Below are 18699 nucleotides of genomic sequence, written 5' to 3'. Positions count from 1 at the left end.
ATGCCTAAAAAAATCGTTGTTCTAGAAGGAGACGGTATTGGACCAGAAATCATGTCGAGTGCCATTGCCGTCTTACAAGCAGCAGTTGAGAAAACAGACATCACGTTCGAATTTACTGCCTACCCATTCGGTGGAGCAGGTATTGATCAAGCAGGTGATCCCTTGCCACAAGAGACATTAGTGGCCTGCCAAGAGGCAGATGCAATTCTATTAGGAGCCATTGGTGGACCGAAATGGGATGATGCAGTGAAACGCCCTGAACAAGGCCTGTTGCAGTTACGAAAAGCCTTAAACTTATTTGCTAATATTCGCCCCATACGTGTCTCTGATGCGTTATTGCCTTTTTCACCCTTGAAAGAAAAGATTGTTAGTGGCACAGATTTTGTGGTCGTTCGTGAATTGACAGGCGGGATTTATTTTGGTGAACCGCGCCACTTGGGTGCAGAAGAAGCATATGATACGAGTCGTTACCAACGTTATGAGATTGAACGGATTGTCCGAGCAGCGTTTGACATTGCGCAATCACGTCAGAAAAAATTAGTATCCGTTGATAAAGCCAATGTTCTCGCCGCAAGTAAGTTGTGGCGGAAAACAGTAAACGAGATTGCTAGTGACTACCCAGATGTAACGGTATCGCATTTGTATGTGGATGCAGCAGCCATGTTGATTGTCCAAAAACCGACATCATTTGATGTTATTGTCACAGAGAATCTATTTGGCGATATTTTAAGTGATGAAGCATCTGTTTTACCGGGAACGTTGGGCGTCTTACCAAGTGCTAGCCATAGTGAATCTGGGGTGTCCTTATATGAACCAATCCATGGCTCTGCTCCTGATATAGCTGGTAAAAATATTGCCAATCCTGTATCGATGATCTTATCAGCAGCATTGATGTTAAGACAGTCATTCGGTCTCCATGACATTGCGGATCGGATTGAAGCAGCTTGCGAGGCTGTCATGAACGCGGGCACGGTCACGGCAGATTTAGGCGGCACGACTACGACCACTGAGTTTACTCAGGCGGTTATTGAACAGTTGAAAGCTTAATTGAGACAACTAAATATTTTTTATTCGAATTAAAACTAAAAGCATATTGCTTTCCACAATAGCATCGAGTATAATTGATTAAAATTAAATGTGAAAACGATGAAGAGAAGAAGTAAATAGTGCAATTTTACGAGAGAGCTTCAGCTGGTGGAAAGAAGCAAAATGAGCTATTGAACCATGGTCTCAGAGTTTTACTAGTGAGTGGTGCGATAAACAAGCTAGTAACGAAATGGCAGTCGTTAACCTGCTAAAGTCATGTTCGATGATGACTTACTGAGTCAAGTTTGTGTGAGCAACTTGAAAAGTAAGGTGGTACCACGTTAGCTAACCACGTCCTTACCGTTTATTCGGTATGACGTGGTTTTTTTGTCGAGAAAAAATAAAGGAGGAATTAAACAAGTGAATAAACAATTGGTTTTACAGACGGATTTTGGTTTGGCAGATGGCTCTGTTAGTGCCATGTATGGGGTAGCTCTCAGCGTGAATCCGCAACTCAATATTTATAATTTAACCCATGAAATTCCCCAATATAATATAACGAAATAGATACGTCTCTATGAATCCCTTAGAAAGTCATTTCCACATTGGCTCAAGACTGACCGTTTATTACAATCCAAATAACCCCCAACAAAACTATGTCGAACGTCACGCAGGCAGTTTAATGCCACCGCTGTTTTTATTAGCGGGTATGATTCTAGTAATTGTTAGTGTTGGTTTGTATGTGGTGATTTAAAAGTAAAGTGGAATAAAATTTATATTTTCTTAGGAGCTGATAGATTGTATCATCGAGCAATGGGTGTCTATGGTGTTATTCATAACCAAAAAGAATTATTAGTGATTAATAAAAATGGTGGCCCTTATACGAATCGCTATGATTTGTGCGGAGGTAGTTTAGAAGAAGGTGAACTATTAGAGGAAGCCGTCATACGTGAAGTCAAGGAAGAAACAGGATTAGACGCTACTATCAAACGACAGCTAGGGTCAGTCTCTTACCGATACCCGTGGAAATATGAGCACTATACTGACAATGTACATATCGCTATCTTTTATGAAATGACTGCCTCAGACTTAAGTGTGTTAGGAAAGATTTCGGAGTTTGATGGACAAGATTCTGTAGGATGCGCATTTGTACCCATAGACAAATTAACGAGTTCCAATTCATCACCATTAGTGATGTCTGCAAAGCAATATTTAGAATCTCATTCATTCTCTACAGAAAGCCAAAATTTTGAGGAATGGGAAGTTCTTGCAGTAGCTCAATACTAAATCATAAAGCCCCTACATTAACATCAAGAAAGGTGTTAATGTAGGGGCTTTTGATAGTCGTTATTTTATTTAGAGTTACAAGCATAGCCTTATCATTTCTTACTTAATGAGAATCAGAACTATTTTCATAAGATTTATACCAGTGATAGGGCTGTATTTCTTTTAATGTTTTATAGACGAGTTCATCGTCAGTAGTCGTTATAGCTGCCTTTACATCTTCTCCCCAGTAAAACAAACGTTCCTGACAGACACCACAGGGCGTTAAAACTCTATAAGATGCGTCATCGTCATCCCTCACAACCCAAATCGTGTGTGTCACTTTCAAATGATATTTATGTGCTTCGAGAATAGCGCCAGTTTCCATACACAATAAAGACAGACTATCCAAAGATAGTCTGTCTGATTTTGTTATTATTCTACTTCTACTCCAGGAGTACCTGCTTCAGAATCTAATACAAAGCGTGCGACTACTGCAGCTAGAGCGCCACCTAAAAGTGTTGATACGGTGTACATCCATAGTTGTGATAGCGCAGTTCCGCCCACTAAGATTGCTGGACCAAAGCTACGAGCTGGGTTTAATGAAGCACCTGATGTTGTTCCGCCCATTAAGATCATAGCAGCTAATGTTAAACCAATAATAAGTCCTGCGAAATGTGAATCGCCATTTTTTCCAGTTGAAACTAGAATAACTAAGACAAAGATAAAGGTTAAAACAAGTTCAATCATAAATCCACCAAATAATGTTACGCCGTCAGCCAATACGTTAGCGCCAAGATTTGTTAATTCATAGCCTGATTGAGACAAAAATAATTTTAGCGTTAGTGAACCAGCTAGAGCGCCGGCTAACTGAGCGACAATATACGTTACTAATAATTGCAAATTAATGCGTTTATTGACATACATAGCTAAACTTACCGCCGGGTTTATATGTGCACCGGAAATGGTACCAATGCTATATGCCATAGCTACAAGAGCCAGACCAAAAGCAAGTCCAATTCCTAATAATCCTGAACCACCGTCTCCTAGGACGATTGTTCCCGTTCCAATAAGAACAAGTACGAATGTACCAATAAATTCTGCGATACCTTTTTTAAGCATAGATAAATCTCCTCCTGTATAAAATATTACTGCAAAAACCATTATAGCCTATTATTAAAATTTAATGAAACAAAAAGGCAGCTTAATTTAAAATAAGTCTGCCTTTAGTACTCCTATGGATTAGTCTTGTACTTCAGTTTTTGTGATGAATAAGTAGTAGACCCCTATGAGTAAAGCTCCAATTAATCCTAGTGCGATCGTTTGGTTATTTGTAAACCATACAAAGGCGTTTACGAACACTTGAATGAATGCAGAATTACCTGTTGCGCCTGCGAAAGAAACAACCATTAAAGCCAATCCAAACACAGCCACCACTGGAATAAATGCTTTTCCTTTAAAGCGGTAAATACCTAACATCATAATTGCCAAAGCTAAGCTGTCGGTAAATTCGCCAGCAATGTGACCTAATGAAAGATAATTTTCACCGATTGCCGTAAAGTAATTGCCTACCGATCCTGCCCACATAACCTCAGTCACACCTGTCGCAAATGAAAGTAATAGTGAAAGTATGATGTATACAACCAATTGTGTGATGAAATACGATGTTCTTGAAACACCAAAACGAATAGCTGTATCAAAAAACATCAAACCATCAAACAATGCATACATAATCGATAAGAAAGTAAAAGGTGCGATAATAACCGATAAGGCATTTAACCAGAATGGTTGACTCGTCATCCCTTCTAATATACTTGGATCTAGTAAATAGGCAACGAGCCAAAATAGTCCTAATCCCCCATAAGAAATCAATGCTGAAAATAAATAAGATGTTTTTACATTATTTAATTGATATTTAATTGTACGATTCATAATATCCTCCTTCTAATACTCTTTATTTTTCCACAAGTGCGTTAAATAAACTTTGTAAGTCCAGTGGTTCTAACTCGCCACCGTTGGCTTTAATTTGTGCGATATCCTCGTCTGACAAATCATCATAAATAACTTGTTCAATACTTGAGCCCAATGTCGTTTCTTTAATCACCTGTTTATTTTCAACACGCGCATTTTTCACTGTATGTGCTTTTAATTGAATATTTTCAAGGGTATCATCAATGAGCACTTCGGCATTTTTCAAAATGACGACATTCGTTAAATAATTCTCAACTTCTTGAATTAAGTGAGTTGAAAGCATAAATAAACGTGGATGCTCTGCATAATCTTCCATTAAATAGCGAAAAAAATTCTGACGGTTCACTGAATCCAACCCATTTGTTGGCTCATCTAAAATAGTAATCGGTGCCCGAGTCGCTAACCCTAATGTATTTTGCACTAGCGTTTTATTCCCAGTTGATAATTCCATAAATTTATTCTTTAATTTAATATCAAAACTTTCGAACATTGATTCTGCATATTCACGATCAAAAGCATCATACATACGGCTGTAAGCTTTTAGTAAATCCTTAATCTTTCCTTGAAAAAGACCATTATATTTATTGACTTCCCCACCAACGTACACAATATGCTGGAGCACATCATCGTTATTTTTCGCTGGCTGTCCGTTAACTTCCACTTCACCATCATAGTTGGTGATCATGTTGAAGATGATTTTCATTAAGGTCGTTTTTCCAACTCCGTTACGTCCTAAAACACCATAAACGCCTTCAGGGTTATCAAAATTTATTGTAATATCATTCAATACGACGTGATTTCCATATTTTTTCGTAATGTTTTTAAGCTTCAACATTATAATCACTCCTAATCATTTCAAGTAATTCATCCTTCGTTATCTTCAATTGCTTAGCTTCATTCAAAAAATCAGGTAATAAATTTTTTGTGAAATCATCTTTCCGCTGACTGACGATAATTGCTTTAGCCTCTTCTGTAACGAACATACCTAACCCTCGCTTTTTATATAAAATCCCTTGAGCAACGAGCTCATTCAATCCTTTTCCCGCAGTAGCAGGGTTCACATTCATTGATTTGGAGAACTCATTCATGGATGGAACCTTATCATCTGTAACTAAACGGTTACTAATGATCTCGTTTTCTATAAACTGTGAAATCTGTAAATAAATAGGAATATTTGAATCCAACGATAGCGCCTCCTATATAATGGTTTGTTGGTTAGTTAGTCGACTAACTAACCGATGAACTAATTTTATATGAGAATTATTAAAATTGCAACTTTTATTTTAATGACTACAAGGTCATCCAAATGTATCGTGCTTGTAAGCTGATAAAGCAGCAACAATCTTGACAAAGTGGCGTCGACACTGCCAATTGGAGTGGGTAAATCGAGAAAGTATAATGTTGGTAATTTTAGAATCGATGATTTTTATTAGAGAATTTCACGAGCTTTTTGAGGTGCTATAACCGACAGATAGCGTACAAATTAATTTGGAAAAGGCTTGTTTAATCTAAAAGTATTGAGGTAATAAGAAATATAATAAAATATTACACCAAGCACAATTAGCAATCATTACATAGACTATAATAAGGTACTAGTATCTTACATTGAAGGGAGTGGATAGATATGAAAAGAGGAAATGTGCTAGTAATTGGAAATTCAGGGGTAGGCAAGTCAACTTTAATTAATTCTGTTCTTGGGGTCGAGAAGGCGAAGACGGGGTATGGAACTTCAGGTACAACAGATAAGCTCGAGTTATATTAGAGTGAAGACATTCCCTTTAGAATTATTGATACGGTTGGATTTGAACCGTCATTGCTTAAGGGAAAACAGGCAATCAGTGTTATTTGGTTTTGTGTGGAGGGTACAACACGGAAGTTATTTCCAAAAGCTATCAAAAATTTATCAAGAGCGACTGCTATGTGGAAAACAGTTCCGGTTATTGTAGTAATCACGAAATCTTATTCTGTTCCAGAAAGAGTAGAGAACATCGAAATGGTAAAAGAAGCATTTGCAGCACCTGAAGAGATAACAGAACTCATCGATAAAACAAATGTATTAATGCCAGAAGGGATAAGAGCAGGAGCCCACGACGTTTATAAATTTAAGCTAAAAGAAAAAAAGTCTTGCTCAAAGTATCGTTGTAGCTTCAACTACAGCAGCAGTAACAGTAGGAGCTATTCCTATTCCAATTGCTGATGCACTAATCCTGTCTCCAATCGAAGTAGCCCAAATTAACTCACTAGCCAGACTCTATGAAATCAATAAAGACGAGCAAGCTAAACAATTATTCAATTCAATTGTTGAGGTTGGAACAGTAAGTGTCGCAGCGAAAACCGCAATCAGTGCATTGAAAGCTATTCCAGGGATCAACATAGGAGCAAGTGTGCTGAATGCGATCATGGCGGGCTCGATTGTTGCAGCAATTGGTGAAGGTTGCATCTATGTGTTTGAAAAGATATAAACCGGTGAAAAAAGCGCTGAAGATATTGATTGGGTTAAAAAGATGATGGAATCTAAACTGTCATCGCAATTTATTGAAAATGTAACAGTTATTGTAGAACAAATAGTGAAGAGTGGAAATACTAAAGATATTGGCAAACTTATTAACTCATTAGTATCAACTATGTCTACGGCTAAAGAAAAGAAGAAGGAAAAGCATTTAAAGCAAGGTATTGCTGAATACACAAAACGTCTGGGCAGCTATTGCAAACTACAAATCATTGAAGTAAACGATGAAAAAGCACCCGAAACACTAAGCGAAAAAGAAATGGAAATGGTAAAAGACAAAGAGGGCGAATGCATTCTTGCAAAAGTAGCCGACCAAAGTTATGTATTTGCCTTAGCCATTAATGGGAAACAATACGATTCCGTTGACTTCTCCAAAAAAATCGACCAACTCGGCATCACAGGTAAAAGTGATATCACCTTTATTATCGGTGGTTCACTCGGATTAAGCAAGGCTGTACTTCAACGAGCGAACGAAGAAATATCATTTGGCAAATTAACTTTCCCGCATCAATTGATGCGACTGGTGTTGGTGGAGCAGGTATACCGGGCTTTTCGGATTATGAAGGGCGAACCGTATCATAAATAAATGAGGTTTTGGATAGAATTGGATATATAAATGGACGATAGGTGTGCTTTAATTTTTGCAATGAAACTTACAAAAATCTAAAGTTTGAATTTTTGTTGGGTATTTTAATTTTATTTATAGATTCTTCATTTTTCACTACTTGAGAAAATTAGAATTTGTTTTTCAGAATCTATAGCATTGAAAAAATTTTTATAATTATATATAATATAATTATACTAAAATATAAGCATAAAAAATATAAATGTAAAGGTGTTGTAAATATGCGCAAAGAGGTAATTGTGAATTATGTTCATTTACAGCTTTTTTTGTTTAAGGAGATTATTTTGATGATTTATATATTTAAATATGAAGATTATGAAAAACAAACAAATTTTTTAAGAAATACTAGGATGGTGATGATTAATGGTTAATAAACTTTCAGCATATAAAACTTATTTATTATTTTCAGCTATTACAGCAATGTGTTTTTCGTTAGTAGCTACAGTTATGATAGTGTATCACATTGAAATAGTTCATTTAAATCCACTTCAGCTTATACTTGTTGGAACTACTTTGGAATTAGCATGCTTTATATTTGAAATTCCTACAGGTATAGTTGCAGATGTGTATAGTCGTAAACTATCTATTGTTATTGGGGGAGTTTTAACAGGAGTGGGATTTATTTTAGAAGGTTCTATTTCTAGTTTTATTTTCGTACTTGTAGCACAGATTGTATGGGGATTAGGGTCTACTTTTATCAGTGGCTCGCTTGAAGCTTGGATTGCGGAAGAAGAGAAGAATAAAGATTTAGATGAAATTTATATAAAGGGAGCACAAGCAGGGCAGATAGGAGCATTTATTGGAATAGTACTAAGCACTGTAATAGCTAATTTCTCTGTAAGGCTTCCTATTATAGTTAGTGGAGTTTTATTTATAATTCTTGCATTATTTTTATGGTTATATATGCCAGAAAATAATTTTAAACCATCTGCTCCTGGGGATTTAAATACATTCAAAAAGATGGTATATACATTTAAATCTGGTCTTAAATTTGTAAAAAGTAAATCTATAATTATGATTTTACTTGCAGTAACTTTATTTTATGGATTATCAAGTGAAGGTTATGATAGACTTTCTAATGCGCATTTTTTACAAGATACTACACTTCCTAAACTTGGAAACCTTAGTTCAGTGACTTGGTTTGGAATTTTTGGAATTTTAGGAATGATATTGAGCTTCATAGTAATGCATTTTATGGCAAAGAATCTTAAGAATGAGGATAATAGGAAAAATGGAAAACTATTATTATGCATAAATATACTTTATATATCGTCTATGTTGATATTTGCTCTTACAAGAAACTTTAGTTTAATGTTAATAGCTTATTTGGCAACAAATACCTTTAGAATTATAAATGAACCTATATTCAGTGCGTGGTTAAATGGGCATATAGATGATAATTCTAGAGCTACTGTGCTTTCTATAAATGGACAAATGAATTCCTTAGGTCAAATTTTAGGTGGACCGATTATAGGAATCATAGCTACAAATATTTCAGTAAGTATTGGTATAGTATGTACTTCATTATTAGTAGCACCAGTATTAGTGTTATATATTATTTCTATGATAATGGATAAAAAAATATCATAAATATAAGGGATTAAAAATGAAGATAATTTGATTGAACAATACAAGAAGGTTCGTAAATTTTTTGTAGAAATCTTCAAAAACACTTTTAAATTACAATATTAGAATTAGGTTAATTACTGTATTAAAAGATAAATTAAATATATATTATTAACTTAGAAAAACAAACTTTTACTTGTATTTATGTATACAAGTAAAAGTTTTTTACTTTCTTAGAAGGGAGAAATTTATAATGAAAAAGGTTTATTTAAAAAATCAATTAAAAGGATATCCTATAGAAGTAATCAGTAATGTTTTAGACGTCATTAATGTATTAGGTGAAAATTATGGAGCTAATAGAGATATAGAGAAAGATTTAGGAGGATATATAGTTATAGCAGAAAATATCGTTGTTATCGAAATGTTAAAGAAAGATAAGTTACAAGGTTTAATACCAGAATATACTGATATTATTGAATGTAAGGAAGGAGTTAATTGGACTTCTTCACTATTTTTGCTTTCGAGTGATTATGCAATTGTAGTAGTAACTACAGAAGAACTTTCTAAGTTCCTACTAGAATAAGATGAGGAGAGTAAATAACATGACTAAGAAGAGTGAAGAAAAGATAATCAAGGAAACTAAATATTGCAAGATAAAAAGCCAAGGGAAAGTTGGAGAAGGAGAGTACACATACTCAATAGAGAAAATCTACATCAAAGAACTAAAGCGAGATGAAGTAAGGTTCTGTGTCTACAAAGCTACTAGAAGAGGTGATGAAACATATATTCCAAGAAGTCTTGATGTAACAGAACTAGAACTAATAGAGCTAATAAAAGAGTCAATAAGCAGAAAAGTATTTTCAGAAGGATTCATTGAAATGTTAAAACAAGAAATAAGTAAAATCTAAAAGTCTTAATTGCTATAAGGATAGTGATTAAGACTTTTTCTATTGTAGGGAGGTAAAAGGGCGTGAAGAGAATTCTATGTGTAGGTGTAATAAGAAAAGGAAAGATGACTATAAAAACTTGTAATGAAAAGGAGATAAAGAGATATGTTCAAGAAAGATAATAGATATGTAACTAGAGGTGTAAATGAGGAGGTAGATATAAGATTACAACTTATAATGTGGAGCATGATTGATAAATTGAATGATGAAGGAAATGTTGAACTGGATTACTTACAGGTTTTCAAGCTAAGAAAAGAAGGAAATAAGATTGTAATAAATCAAAGTCAAGAAGTTCCTGAATACTCATGCACATATGAAATAGAGATAGAAGATGTTCAGATAGATGATAAGATTAAGGTGTATGTAATAGATAGTGGAGAATATTCTATAATGTTATTTACTGGGGAATATTAATAAATATGGAAGGTAAAGACGTATGAATAAGTTGAGCAAAGAAAAATATTTTAATTATGATAGTAAAGAACTTCTTGGAGTAATGAGGTTCGACTTCTATGATGGAAGGCTGTCTAACCAATGGAATCCTAGCGAGTTAATAATTGAATTGAATAATAGAAGAGAAATAGATTTAAGAAAGTTACAACAAGAACTTAATTATATTCAATTCGAGTTGATAGATAATTTTAATAATATAGTTAGCCTATGTAATGGTACAGGATATGATAATGAAACTCTATTATATGTTGATTTAGAGTTAAGTAAATATGTAATCAAGCTTATACCAGTAAGGGATAGTTACTCATATATTTACACTTACTTAAAGGAGGTGAAATAGTTGAATCTTTTACTTGTATTGAAGATAATAAGTGTAGTCTTGGATATGATATCATCAGGTTTATCAGAAGCACAAGCAGTATCTAATGCATCAGCTATGTTCGGAGTGTCTAAGGATTTCATAAGAAAATTTCTATAAATAAATTTTTATTAAGTATTCATTAGATTTTAAATAAATATCTAGTGAATGTTTTACAATTAAAAAATCTAAGAAGTTGTCTAATAATTAAGAAGTGCAAGAATTAATATATAATATCATCACAATTAAGAATTAATAAATTCACTGTGATGATATTATAACAATAAGCTAATTTTTTTTTTATAACAATAATAAACTACTGAAAAATATCGTTGTAATAGTAGTATCGATATAACGATAGTGACGATATTTTCAGTAAGAATAAGATTGAGGATAAAGAATAGAAGAAGTCTAAGTAAATATGTAATTTATCTTGAAAATAGGATAAAGAGAAAAATTGTAACTACAATCAATCTAAGTACATCTAAAAAGCAACGATAACACATCAGAAAACAGAGATTTTAGAAAATGTGAATAAATGTAGCCATAGCAATGAAAAACTGCGAAGAGAGGGTAAATTGAATGTTTTCTAAATAAGATGGTAAGTAATAAAGAAAAATCAGTAAATAATAGCTTCATAACATTACAACCTAGGATAACAAGGCATGAAAGACCATGTGAGGTTGAAGGTACAGGAAATCCTAGGCTCAATAATTCCACTTGAAATCAAGGATAAGTCATAACAAATAATATGTGATAGGAAAAACTAAATTCACTCAAAAATAAAAAGAATTGAAATGATAAAACATAAAAATAATGAAACTTGGGACTAGGGAATAGGAACTAAGGACTTGGGACTTGGAAAGAGTAACGGGGGGATAGGGGGGCTAAAGCCTTATAATAAAAATAAGAATTGGAATAGATTAATAAAAATCTATTTCAATAAAAATAAAATAATAAATATAAATTAATAAGAATTATATATAATAATAAGTAAATAAAATAATTAAGAATAATTATAAATAAAAATAAATGATTAATAAATTTCAATAATAAGTAATAAATAGATACAATAAGATAAATAAAATATAATCAATATATAATAACTATATCAATTAATATAAATAGAATTAATAAAATTCAATAAATCTGTATTTGTCAATTCAAAAGTGAGCCATTTATCAACTGAAAACTGAGCCACCCCGCAATTATATATTTGTTAGCTCTAGCGTTTCTTTCAACCGGTAAGAATCGCCCACCATATTCAATAAATAGGCCCTATGGGTTAACCGGTCGGTTAAGGCTGCCGTTAATACCGGGTCATGAAAGACTTCATTCCAGCGATCGAACGAAAGGTTCGTCGTGATGATGGTGGACAGTCCATTCGAACGTAGGGATAAGTGCGAGAATAACAGTTCGGCGCCTTCCCTATCGAATGAAATATAGCCAAGCTCATCTAAAATGACTAAATCATATTTTTGGAACTTCAATTCAAAACTTCTCAACGTCCGTTCGGAACGAAATTCCTTTAACTGGTTGATCAGGGAGGGAACGCTGGTAAACCAAACTTTGTAACCCGCCATACAGGCCTCTATTCCCAAACTGATGGCACAATGCGTTTTGCCGGTTCCGGGACTGCCGGAAAAAATAACGTTTCTACCCTCTTTAATAAAAGAAAGGGTAGAAAGTTCCCGGATGTATTTCTGCCCATCCGGCGGGAGAAACGAGACGGTTAAGTCTTCCAGCGTTTTTTGATAGGGGAACTGGGCGGTTTTTATGCGTCGGTGTTCGGAACGCCGTTCCCGTTCTTCGACCTCAACCATGAATAAGTCATATAAAATAGCGTGCATCTCTTCCGTCACTGTTGCTTCCCGTAGTTTCCTGCGAATGCCCGGCAACCGTAACTGTAAGAGGAGATTGTCTAATTCCGTTCGTTGGCTCATGAGATTTGTTTCTCCTTGTTTTTAGTGAGTAGGTTCGCGTAATTGCTGAGATTCTCAAGGGATTTATCAATGATGGCCTGATTGCCCGTTGGACGGGCGGGAGCTTCCGATTTTTGTTGGGAAAGAAAAATCAGCTTTTCGGTTGAAATCTCGAAGAAAGGCTTTCTCTCTAATTCTTTGATAATGGCGATGATATCGCTGAGATTATTCTCTTCCCTGATGAAGTGTAATAGAGCTATAAAATCCTTTTGGTTGTTGTTATAATAGTTTTCGTAGATAAATTTTATTTGTTGTGGCGCTTGCTTGAAACCTTGGCTGTTTTCAAGTGCGCCTTTTTTGTGTCCTAAAGTAGTCAGATAGTGATAAAGATCCATCTGCCATTCATGGACGCCCCATATCCGTTTGTGTTCCGCCAGTAATTCGTAATTGTCAAAAACACGAATGCTGTTTGTCCCACTTTTAACTCGGACCGTCTTGCCGACATAGGCTTCGGGAACGGAGTAGTGGTTCTGTTTCACCGTGATGGTACTGTATTTATCAACCTTGAGGTTGAGGAGCTCGCTTGCGTCAAAATCACCGATGGGCGCTGTCATGGCCGCCTGTTCTTCTAAAATAAGGCTGCTGGGCGTCTTGTTGCTTCTGGTTCGGTTATTCAGTTTGCTGAGCTCGCTTTGTAGATGCTCATTCGCCTGCTCGAAAGAGTCAAAGGCATCATGCAGGCTGAATGCCTTTCGTCGGACCACTTCAACAGAGCGTTCCACATGTCCTTTCTCGTTTCCCTTTCGCGGGTTACACAAGCGGACTTGAAAGCCATAGAAGGCCGCCAGGCTCGTGGTGATGGGGGATAACTCCCGTTCTGTTCCAACAAACTTCTTTACGACTGTCCGCATGTTGTCATACACCATTTGAAGCGGTACCCGGGCCAACTGCCGAAAAAATTGGACATGGGCGTCTTGAAAACAAACGGCTTGCTGCGAATGATAAAGCATGGCGAACCGGTAATTGCTGTAGGCCATGGTAAAGACAGCCAACTGATAGGTCTTCAGCCTTCCGCCGATTTCCAACTTTACTTCTCCCCAGTCGAATTCACAGACCACCCCTGGTTCATAAATGGCCCTTATGAAAGCTTCTTTTCGGATCTGTTCCTTTTCCCGAACGTAATTTCGTACCGTGGTATACCCAATGTCAAAACCTTGCTCCAACAGAGCTTCATGCATATCAATAATTTTCATCTGCTGTTTTTTTCGACCGTCGATCTTCTTTTGGGCGTTTCTCTTGATATAGAAATCTAACCGGGACGTCATGTCATCGGTCAGTTTTCGTTTGAAACGCTTCTCGGTATTGTAAGAAGGCTTCTCCAGGATTGCTTCTGTAAGTGCGAAGTTCTCCACTGAAAGGTCAGTAAAATTCTCTCGTGCTTTTCGATATTCCTGTATATATTTCTTAACCGTATTTCTTGAAATCCCCAGACTTTTTGCCACCGCTCGCTGGGACGCCCCTTCCACTTCCACTTTCAAAATAACCGCCTGCTTCGTCACCAAATCGATCAAAACCTTTCCTCCCTACATCGTTAAATATAGGGTTCATTATATCGTAGGTGGCTCAGTTTTGAATTAACATGGTGGCTCACTTTTAAGTTAACAGATACATAAATCAATAATAGATAATAAAAATAATAATAGAAGTAGATATAAATATAATCTATCAATAAGAGAAATACATAGAAAAACAAATATGTAAGAAGGTAAAAATCAAGAAAGTAAGAATCAATAATAAGAGTAAAAATAAAAACATGAAAAAAGAATAGAGAATAGATTAATAAGAAGTTATAATAACTATACCAATTGACATCAATAGAGTTAAGAAAGTCTAATAAATTACAATAGATAATAAAATAATAACAATAGAAATAGATATAAAAAATATATACCAATAAAAGAAGTATATATAATGATTAAGATGTTATAACCAATAATAAATAATAAGAATAGATAAAAATGTAATGTAGCAATAAAGAGAAATACATCAGAAAGCAACAATAACATACTAGAAAGCAGAGATTTCAGAAAGTGAGAATAAATAATAACACTCAAAATAAAAACAACAAAGAAATACTAAATCAACTGTTTTAAATGATGTAGTCAAATATATATTATAAATCTGATTAAAGAGTTAATGTTTCTAATAAAAGAAGCATTAACTCTTTTTATATTTTAGGAGGAGTAGATATGAATAAGTCAGATTATAATGGAGTATACGAAGAGTTAGTTGAATTACTAGGATTAGAGAATACATTAAAAATACATAAACATTTTAGAGGTCAACAAGTAAACTTTCCAATGAGATTATATTCTAAAGATTATATAGAAGAATATCTTATAAAAAATTACAATGGTAAGAACTTGAAAGAATTATCTAAGAAGCTAGATTACACAACTAATTGGTTGAGGAAGATGTTAAATAAGATTGAATTTAGTTAATGTAGTATTGGAGTGATAGAGGTTGTAAGTAGGGCTAACTTAGGTTGAACAGAAGTAAAGAAAATCAATAAGTTGGACGTAAGGACATATTAAATTTCTAAATAGGAGTAAAAAGAGTTACATAAAAAGAGAATGCAAGTAAGAAAAGAGTGGAAGAACTATGCGACCATACGCCCAAGAGCAATGAAATCAATAATTGAAGAATAAGGTAATAAGTCCCAAATAGAACCAGAACCAAGACTAAGATGTATAATTCCCGTAAATCCCGCAAACCCGTAAAAAATAGTATGTCTATAATAAACAGGAGAAGAATAAATAAGTTTTTTATAACAATAATAAAATCTTACGGGATTATGGGAAAAACTGGGAAGTAAGATGAATCCAATAATAAGAGCGTAATAAATGATTGGGGGAAAGGGGGCAAAGTAGTAGAGCTAAATAAAATTAAAAAATAAAAATTTATTTTTTAAAAATAAAACTTTTTATCTACTTATCTACCTTTCCACCTTTACTATCTAAGAATAATTGTAATAGAAAATATCGTCATAACCGTAGTACCAATAGTGTCGATATTTTCAGTAGAAATAAGTTAATGATTATAGGAGAATAAAAATGAATATAGATAAAGTAAATAAGATTGAGCATATTGCTATATACTGTAGAGTAAGTACAATAGAACAAGCAGAAGAAGGATATAGTATAGATGAACAAGAAAGACTTCTAAGAGATTGGTGTAATAGAATGAATTACTCAGTTTATAAGGTATATTCAGATAGAGGAATAAGTGGTAAAGATATAAAAAATAGACCAGCATTAAAGGAACTTCTAAAGGATGCAGAGGAAAGAAAGTTTCAGATGGTGATTTCTTGGAAAATTAATAGAATAAGTAGAAAACTTTCAGATGTTCTAAAGATAGTAGATGTACTAGAGCAGAATAATATAGCTTTCAATTCTTATTCAGAGCAGTTCGACAATAGTACTCCAGCAGGAAAAATGCAATTTCAGATGATGGCATTGATAGGAGAATTCGAGAGAGGAACAATAGCTCAAAATGTAAAAATGGGAATGTGTGCAAAAGCAAAATCAGGAGAATGGTGTGGTGGAAGAGTTTTAGGATATGACTTAGTTCCTGTGGAGAATCAAGGGGGAAGTAAAAGAAGAAAAACTAAATTAACAATTAATGAAATAGAAGCAAGGTCAGTAAGATTAATCTTTAATGAGTATAGTAATGGGAAAGGATATAAGGCTATTACTAATAAACTAAATAAGCTAGATTATAAGACTAAGAAAGGAAATGATTTTTCTGTAGGTTCAATACGAGAAATTCTAACTAATCCAGTATATATAGGAAAGGTTAGATATAATGTAAGACAAAATTGGTCAGAGAAAAGAAGAAGAAACATAAATGCTAATCCAATAATAACAGATGGAATACATGAACCTATAATAGATGAAGGGTTATGGGATAGAGTACAAGCAATCATGGAAAGTAAGAAAGGTAAACCTTCAAGAATATATGATGGTGAATATCCACTAACAGGAATACTAAGATGTCCTAAATGTGGAGCTGGCATGGTGATTTCAAGAACTACCAATAAGTTAGCTGATGGAACTAAGAAGAGAATAGCTTACTACTGTTGTGGAGCATGGAAGAATAAAGGTACAAGTGTATGTAACTCTAATACAATAAGAGTTGATAAAGCTAATGAGTATGTGTTCACTAAGATTTCAGAATTACTTTCTAATGAGAAAATGGTTAAAACTATAGTAAATAATATTAATAGAGAAAGGCAAAAAAAGATAAATCCAGCTAAGAAGGAGCTAGAAAGAATAGATAAAGAGCTTGAAAAGATAGATAGGAAGAAAACTAAACTTTTCGAAGCATATGAAGAGGAACTAATATCTAAGGAAGAGTTCAAGGGGAGAAAAGATGAGCTAAACAAGAGAGCTAAAAGTCTTCAAGAGGAAAAAGAACCTTTACTGTTTACACTTTCAGATGATATAAGTGAAGAAATACCATATGAATTCATAAAGAGCATACTAGAAAATTTCAGTAAAGTGCTAACAGAAAGTGCAACTAGAGAGCAACAGAAGAAATTGCTTCATATGATAATATCAGAGATAACTATAAATGAAGCAAGAGAAATAGATTCAATAAAACTAAAAATAAATGATAAGTTAGTAGATTATATAAGTAAGGAAGAAGGAGTATCTATAAAAGATACTCCTTCTTCTTTTATGTTAAGAAATATTGGAATGAGTGTGTTAAATTTAGATATTGTTATATAAAATCAAATGAAATATAAAGAATCAAATAATAACATAAACAAAGCAAAGTAGACAAATTTAGACAAAATTCTTAGTGCATACATGATAGTATATAAATTGTAAATAGGAATTTAAAGCTAGGGGGATAAAAGATGAGAAAAGTATTAATAGTAAGTATTATTTTAGGTGCAACAATTATGTTTATTGGATGTGGAAGTAAGGTAAGTGAAGCATACAAAGATTATATAAGTCAAGCTAAGGTAGAAATAGTAAATGGTGATTACGATAAAGCTCTACAGTTTCTTACATTAGCAAAGGATGAAAATACAGGAGATAAGGTAGTTGATGAGTTAAGTGAGCAGATAGATATGTATAGAAAGTTAGAAAAATGGATATGGGCTGCTGAGGATGGAAACCTTACTAAAGACTCATACAAATCTATAGAAGAACAATTAGAAGAAGCTAATAAGTTCATAAAAAGAAAGTTTGAAAGTAATCTGATGATAGAAAATATAAAAATAAAAATTGAAGACCTTTCTTCTGCAGTAGATAATGCAAAAGAAATGCAACAACAAGCTCTAGAAGAAGAAAAGAGAATGCAAGAAGAAGCTCTAGAGACAGAGAAAAAAATACAGAAAGAAATGGAGGTATCTAGTAATATTTCGTTGGAAATGTATGATGATTTAGACAATAAGAGATTTGAGGAAGCATATAATAAATCATTTGAATTAGAAACGTCATTAAAAGCGTTAGATTCATATGGGGATTATTATGAAAGAAATAGACCATTATATTCATTAATATCAAGTTCAAGAAAAGTCTACAATGGAATTAACAAGTTAAATTCAGAAAAGGAAAGTGATTCTAAATTCTATAATGATTTATTAAATGAATTAAATCCTATTGCTGAAGAACAAGGGGCAGGGGAACTTTTTGTAGAACTACTAACTGTAAGTGAAAATAATGGATATCACTATCATGCAATTTTTAAAAAGGAAAATGGTAATTATATCAAGTACTATAGACAAGTAAAAGGAGGTTTTGATTTTGGATTTAGTAATAGTGATGAATTTTCAGCTTTAGTTGATTTACTTAATCTTATGAATGGTGATAGTACAGTAAATAATGAAGAGGCTGAATGGGACCCAACATGGAATGCAAAGCCCGATGGATTTAATTAAAATTAATAAATGTTACTTAATACTAAAAAAACCTCACTTAATACAGATACGGAGAACCGTATCATAAGTAAATGAGGTTTTTTCGAAAACCACAGCTCAATCTGATACG

At 33.8% G+C, this 18699-nt stretch carries 22 protein-coding genes, 1 pseudogene and 1 other annotated feature; of the genes and pseudogenes, 16 read left to right on the top strand and 7 right to left on the bottom strand.

Going from position 1 to position 18699, the window contains the following annotated elements:
- The 4 genes and pseudogenes from leuB (at position 1) to G7057_RS03780 (ending at position 2313) form a co-directional block, all read left to right on the top strand.
- Positions 1 to 1047, top strand: coding sequence for a 3-isopropylmalate dehydrogenase (gene leuB, locus G7057_RS03795; protein WP_166161469.1), 1047 nt, complete (start codon positions 1 to 3; stop codon positions 1045 to 1047).
- Between the two features lie 90 nt (positions 1048 to 1137).
- Positions 1138 to 1388: a binding site (T-box leader), on the top strand.
- A 58-nt stretch (positions 1389 to 1446) separates the two neighbouring features.
- Positions 1447 to 1584: pseudogene (locus G7057_RS03790) on the top strand (SAM-dependent chlorinase/fluorinase); the annotation flags it as partial.
- A gap of 19 nt (positions 1585 to 1603) precedes the next feature.
- On the top strand, positions 1604 to 1780 hold the full coding sequence (locus G7057_RS03785) for a DUF3592 domain-containing protein (RefSeq protein WP_166161465.1): 177 nt from the start codon (positions 1604 to 1606) through the stop codon (positions 1778 to 1780).
- A 44-nt stretch (positions 1781 to 1824) separates the two neighbouring features.
- On the top strand, positions 1825 to 2313 hold the full coding sequence (locus G7057_RS03780; protein ID WP_227004646.1) for an NUDIX domain-containing protein: 489 nt from the start codon (positions 1825 to 1827) through the stop codon (positions 2311 to 2313).
- Between the two features lie 103 nt (positions 2314 to 2416).
- Here the strand turns inward: G7057_RS03780 and G7057_RS12000 are convergent, their stop codons facing one another.
- The 5 genes from G7057_RS12000 to G7057_RS03755 form a co-directional block, all read right to left on the bottom strand.
- On the bottom strand, positions 2417 to 2677 hold the full coding sequence (locus G7057_RS12000) for a cytidine/deoxycytidylate deaminase family protein (protein WP_166161463.1): 261 nt from the start codon (positions 2675 to 2677) through the stop codon (positions 2417 to 2419).
- A gap of 47 nt (positions 2678 to 2724) precedes the next feature.
- The gene (locus tag G7057_RS03770; RefSeq protein WP_076768373.1) at positions 2725 to 3411 is read right to left on the bottom strand and encodes an MIP/aquaporin family protein; all 687 of its coding nucleotides are present in this window, start codon (positions 3409 to 3411) and stop codon (positions 2725 to 2727) included.
- Positions 3412 to 3531: 120 nt separating this feature from the next.
- Positions 3532 to 4221 (bottom strand): hypothetical protein, encoded by a 690-nt coding sequence (locus G7057_RS03765; protein ID WP_166161461.1) that lies wholly within the window; start codon positions 4219 to 4221, stop codon positions 3532 to 3534.
- Positions 4222 to 4243: 22 nt separating this feature from the next.
- Positions 4244 to 5095 carry an ATP-binding cassette domain-containing protein gene (locus G7057_RS03760; RefSeq protein WP_166161459.1) on the bottom strand — a complete coding sequence of 284 codons (852 nt, stop codon included), beginning with the start codon at positions 5093 to 5095 and terminating at the stop codon, positions 4244 to 4246.
- Positions 5082 to 5444 (bottom strand): GntR family transcriptional regulator, encoded by a 363-nt coding sequence (locus G7057_RS03755; RefSeq protein WP_166161457.1) that lies wholly within the window; start codon positions 5442 to 5444, stop codon positions 5082 to 5084. The genes G7057_RS03760 and G7057_RS03755 overlap by 14 nt, the downstream gene beginning before the upstream one ends.
- A 440-nt stretch (positions 5445 to 5884) precedes the next feature.
- Between G7057_RS03755 and G7057_RS11995 the strand changes: the two genes are divergently transcribed.
- From G7057_RS11995 to G7057_RS03710, 9 genes are all read left to right on the top strand, one after another.
- Positions 5885 to 6022 carry a GTPase gene (locus tag G7057_RS11995; RefSeq protein ID WP_166161455.1) on the top strand — a complete coding sequence of 46 codons (138 nt, stop codon included), beginning with the start codon at positions 5885 to 5887 and terminating at the stop codon, positions 6020 to 6022.
- A 156-nt stretch (positions 6023 to 6178) separates the two neighbouring features.
- A complete protein-coding gene (locus tag G7057_RS03745) occupies positions 6179 to 6457 on the top strand; it encodes a hypothetical protein (protein WP_166161453.1) in 279 nt (92 codons plus the stop codon).
- Positions 6396 to 6722: a DUF697 domain-containing protein gene (locus tag G7057_RS11990; protein ID WP_166164045.1), complete on the top strand. Its 327-nt coding sequence runs from the start codon at positions 6396 to 6398 to the stop codon at positions 6720 to 6722. Before G7057_RS03745 ends, G7057_RS11990 begins: the two co-directional genes overlap by 62 nt.
- 162 nt (positions 6723 to 6884) lie before the next feature.
- Positions 6885 to 7355, top strand: coding sequence for a 23S rRNA (pseudouridine(1915)-N(3))-methyltransferase RlmH (rlmH, locus tag G7057_RS03735; protein WP_166164043.1), 471 nt, complete (start codon positions 6885 to 6887; stop codon positions 7353 to 7355).
- A 402-nt stretch (positions 7356 to 7757) separates the two neighbouring features.
- Complete coding sequence (gene tetA(P), locus G7057_RS03730) at positions 7758 to 8984, top strand: tetracycline efflux MFS transporter TetA(P) (protein ID WP_075809651.1); 1227 nt, start codon at positions 7758 to 7760, stop codon at positions 8982 to 8984.
- Positions 8985 to 9213: 229 nt separating this feature from the next.
- The gene (locus G7057_RS03725; RefSeq protein ID WP_004455704.1) at positions 9214 to 9543 is read left to right on the top strand and encodes a hypothetical protein; all 330 of its coding nucleotides are present in this window, start codon (positions 9214 to 9216) and stop codon (positions 9541 to 9543) included.
- Between the two features lie 19 nt (positions 9544 to 9562).
- Positions 9563 to 9868, top strand: coding sequence for a hypothetical protein (locus G7057_RS03720; RefSeq protein ID WP_142975669.1), 306 nt, complete (start codon positions 9563 to 9565; stop codon positions 9866 to 9868).
- 144 nt (positions 9869 to 10012) lie between these two features.
- On the top strand, positions 10013 to 10321 hold the full coding sequence (locus G7057_RS03715; RefSeq protein WP_142975668.1) for a DUF960 family protein: 309 nt from the start codon (positions 10013 to 10015) through the stop codon (positions 10319 to 10321).
- Positions 10322 to 10343: 22 nt separating this feature from the next.
- Positions 10344 to 10700: a hypothetical protein gene (locus tag G7057_RS03710; protein ID WP_142975667.1), complete on the top strand. Its 357-nt coding sequence runs from the start codon at positions 10344 to 10346 to the stop codon at positions 10698 to 10700.
- A gap of 1226 nt (positions 10701 to 11926) precedes the next feature.
- Here G7057_RS03710 and istB read toward each other — a convergent pair.
- The gene (istB, locus tag G7057_RS03705) at positions 11927 to 12661 is read right to left on the bottom strand and encodes an IS21-like element helper ATPase IstB (protein WP_166161450.1); all 735 of its coding nucleotides are present in this window, start codon (positions 12659 to 12661) and stop codon (positions 11927 to 11929) included.
- On the bottom strand, positions 12658 to 14211 hold the full coding sequence (gene istA / locus G7057_RS03700; RefSeq protein WP_166161448.1) for an IS21 family transposase: 1554 nt from the start codon (positions 14209 to 14211) through the stop codon (positions 12658 to 12660). The genes istB and istA overlap by 4 nt, the downstream gene beginning before the upstream one ends.
- 678 nt (positions 14212 to 14889) lie before the next feature.
- Here istA and G7057_RS03695 point away from each other — a divergent pair.
- From G7057_RS03695 to G7057_RS03685, 3 genes are all read left to right on the top strand, one after another.
- The gene (locus G7057_RS03695) at positions 14890 to 15141 is read left to right on the top strand and encodes a Mor transcription activator family protein (protein WP_166161445.1); all 252 of its coding nucleotides are present in this window, start codon (positions 14890 to 14892) and stop codon (positions 15139 to 15141) included.
- 612 nt (positions 15142 to 15753) lie between these two features.
- Positions 15754 to 17430, top strand: a complete 1677-nt coding sequence (locus G7057_RS03690; protein WP_166161443.1) for a recombinase family protein — start codon at positions 15754 to 15756, stop codon at positions 17428 to 17430.
- A 131-nt stretch (positions 17431 to 17561) separates the two neighbouring features.
- Positions 17562 to 18590 (top strand): hypothetical protein, encoded by a 1029-nt coding sequence (locus G7057_RS03685; protein ID WP_111937909.1) that lies wholly within the window; start codon positions 17562 to 17564, stop codon positions 18588 to 18590.
- The last annotated feature ends 109 nt before the right edge of the window (positions 18591 to 18699 follow it).

The sequence above is a fragment of the Jeotgalibaca arthritidis genome, from assembly GCF_011100465.1.
Lineage (GTDB): Bacteria > Bacillota > Bacilli > Lactobacillales > Aerococcaceae > Jeotgalibaca > Jeotgalibaca arthritidis.
Note: the sequence above shows the minus strand (reverse complement) of the source record. Positions and strands in the feature narration are given on the sequence as shown.

Bases quoted from the DNA above. Each gene is read 5' to 3' on its own strand.
- G7057_RS03720 (WP_142975669.1), top strand. From the start codon at position 9,563: ATGACTAAGAAGAGTGAAGAAAAGATAATCAAGGAAACTAAATATTGC.
- istB (WP_166161450.1), bottom strand. From the start codon at position 12,661: ATGAGCCAACGAACGGAATTAGACAATCTCCTCTTACAGTTACGGTTG.
- G7057_RS03725 (WP_004455704.1), top strand. From the start codon at position 9,214: ATGAAAAAGGTTTATTTAAAAAATCAATTAAAAGGATATCCTATAGAA.
- G7057_RS03695 (WP_166161445.1), top strand. From the start codon at position 14,890: ATGAATAAGTCAGATTATAATGGAGTATACGAAGAGTTAGTTGAATTA.
- rlmH (WP_166164043.1), top strand. From the start codon at position 6,885: ATGTCTACGGCTAAAGAAAAGAAGAAGGAAAAGCATTTAAAGCAAGGT.
- G7057_RS03685 (WP_111937909.1), top strand. From the start codon at position 17,562: ATGAGAAAAGTATTAATAGTAAGTATTATTTTAGGTGCAACAATTATG.
- G7057_RS03690 (WP_166161443.1), top strand. From the start codon at position 15,754: ATGAATATAGATAAAGTAAATAAGATTGAGCATATTGCTATATACTGT.
- G7057_RS03765 (WP_166161461.1), bottom strand. From the start codon at position 4,221: ATGAATCGTACAATTAAATATCAATTAAATAATGTAAAAACATCTTAT.
- leuB (WP_166161469.1), top strand. From the start codon at position 1: ATGCCTAAAAAAATCGTTGTTCTAGAAGGAGACGGTATTGGACCAGAA.
- G7057_RS03710 (WP_142975667.1), top strand. From the start codon at position 10,344: ATGAATAAGTTGAGCAAAGAAAAATATTTTAATTATGATAGTAAAGAA.
- G7057_RS03785 (WP_166161465.1), top strand. From the start codon at position 1,604: ATGAATCCCTTAGAAAGTCATTTCCACATTGGCTCAAGACTGACCGTT.
- G7057_RS12000 (WP_166161463.1), bottom strand. From the start codon at position 2,677: ATGGAAACTGGCGCTATTCTCGAAGCACATAAATATCATTTGAAAGTG.
- G7057_RS03745 (WP_166161453.1), top strand. From the start codon at position 6,179: ATGTGGAAAACAGTTCCGGTTATTGTAGTAATCACGAAATCTTATTCT.
- G7057_RS11995 (WP_166161455.1), top strand. From the start codon at position 5,885: ATGAAAAGAGGAAATGTGCTAGTAATTGGAAATTCAGGGGTAGGCAAG.
- G7057_RS03770 (WP_076768373.1), bottom strand. From the start codon at position 3,411: ATGCTTAAAAAAGGTATCGCAGAATTTATTGGTACATTCGTACTTGTT.
- G7057_RS03715 (WP_142975668.1), top strand. From the start codon at position 10,013: ATGTTCAAGAAAGATAATAGATATGTAACTAGAGGTGTAAATGAGGAG.
- G7057_RS03760 (WP_166161459.1), bottom strand. From the start codon at position 5,095: ATGTTGAAGCTTAAAAACATTACGAAAAAATATGGAAATCACGTCGTA.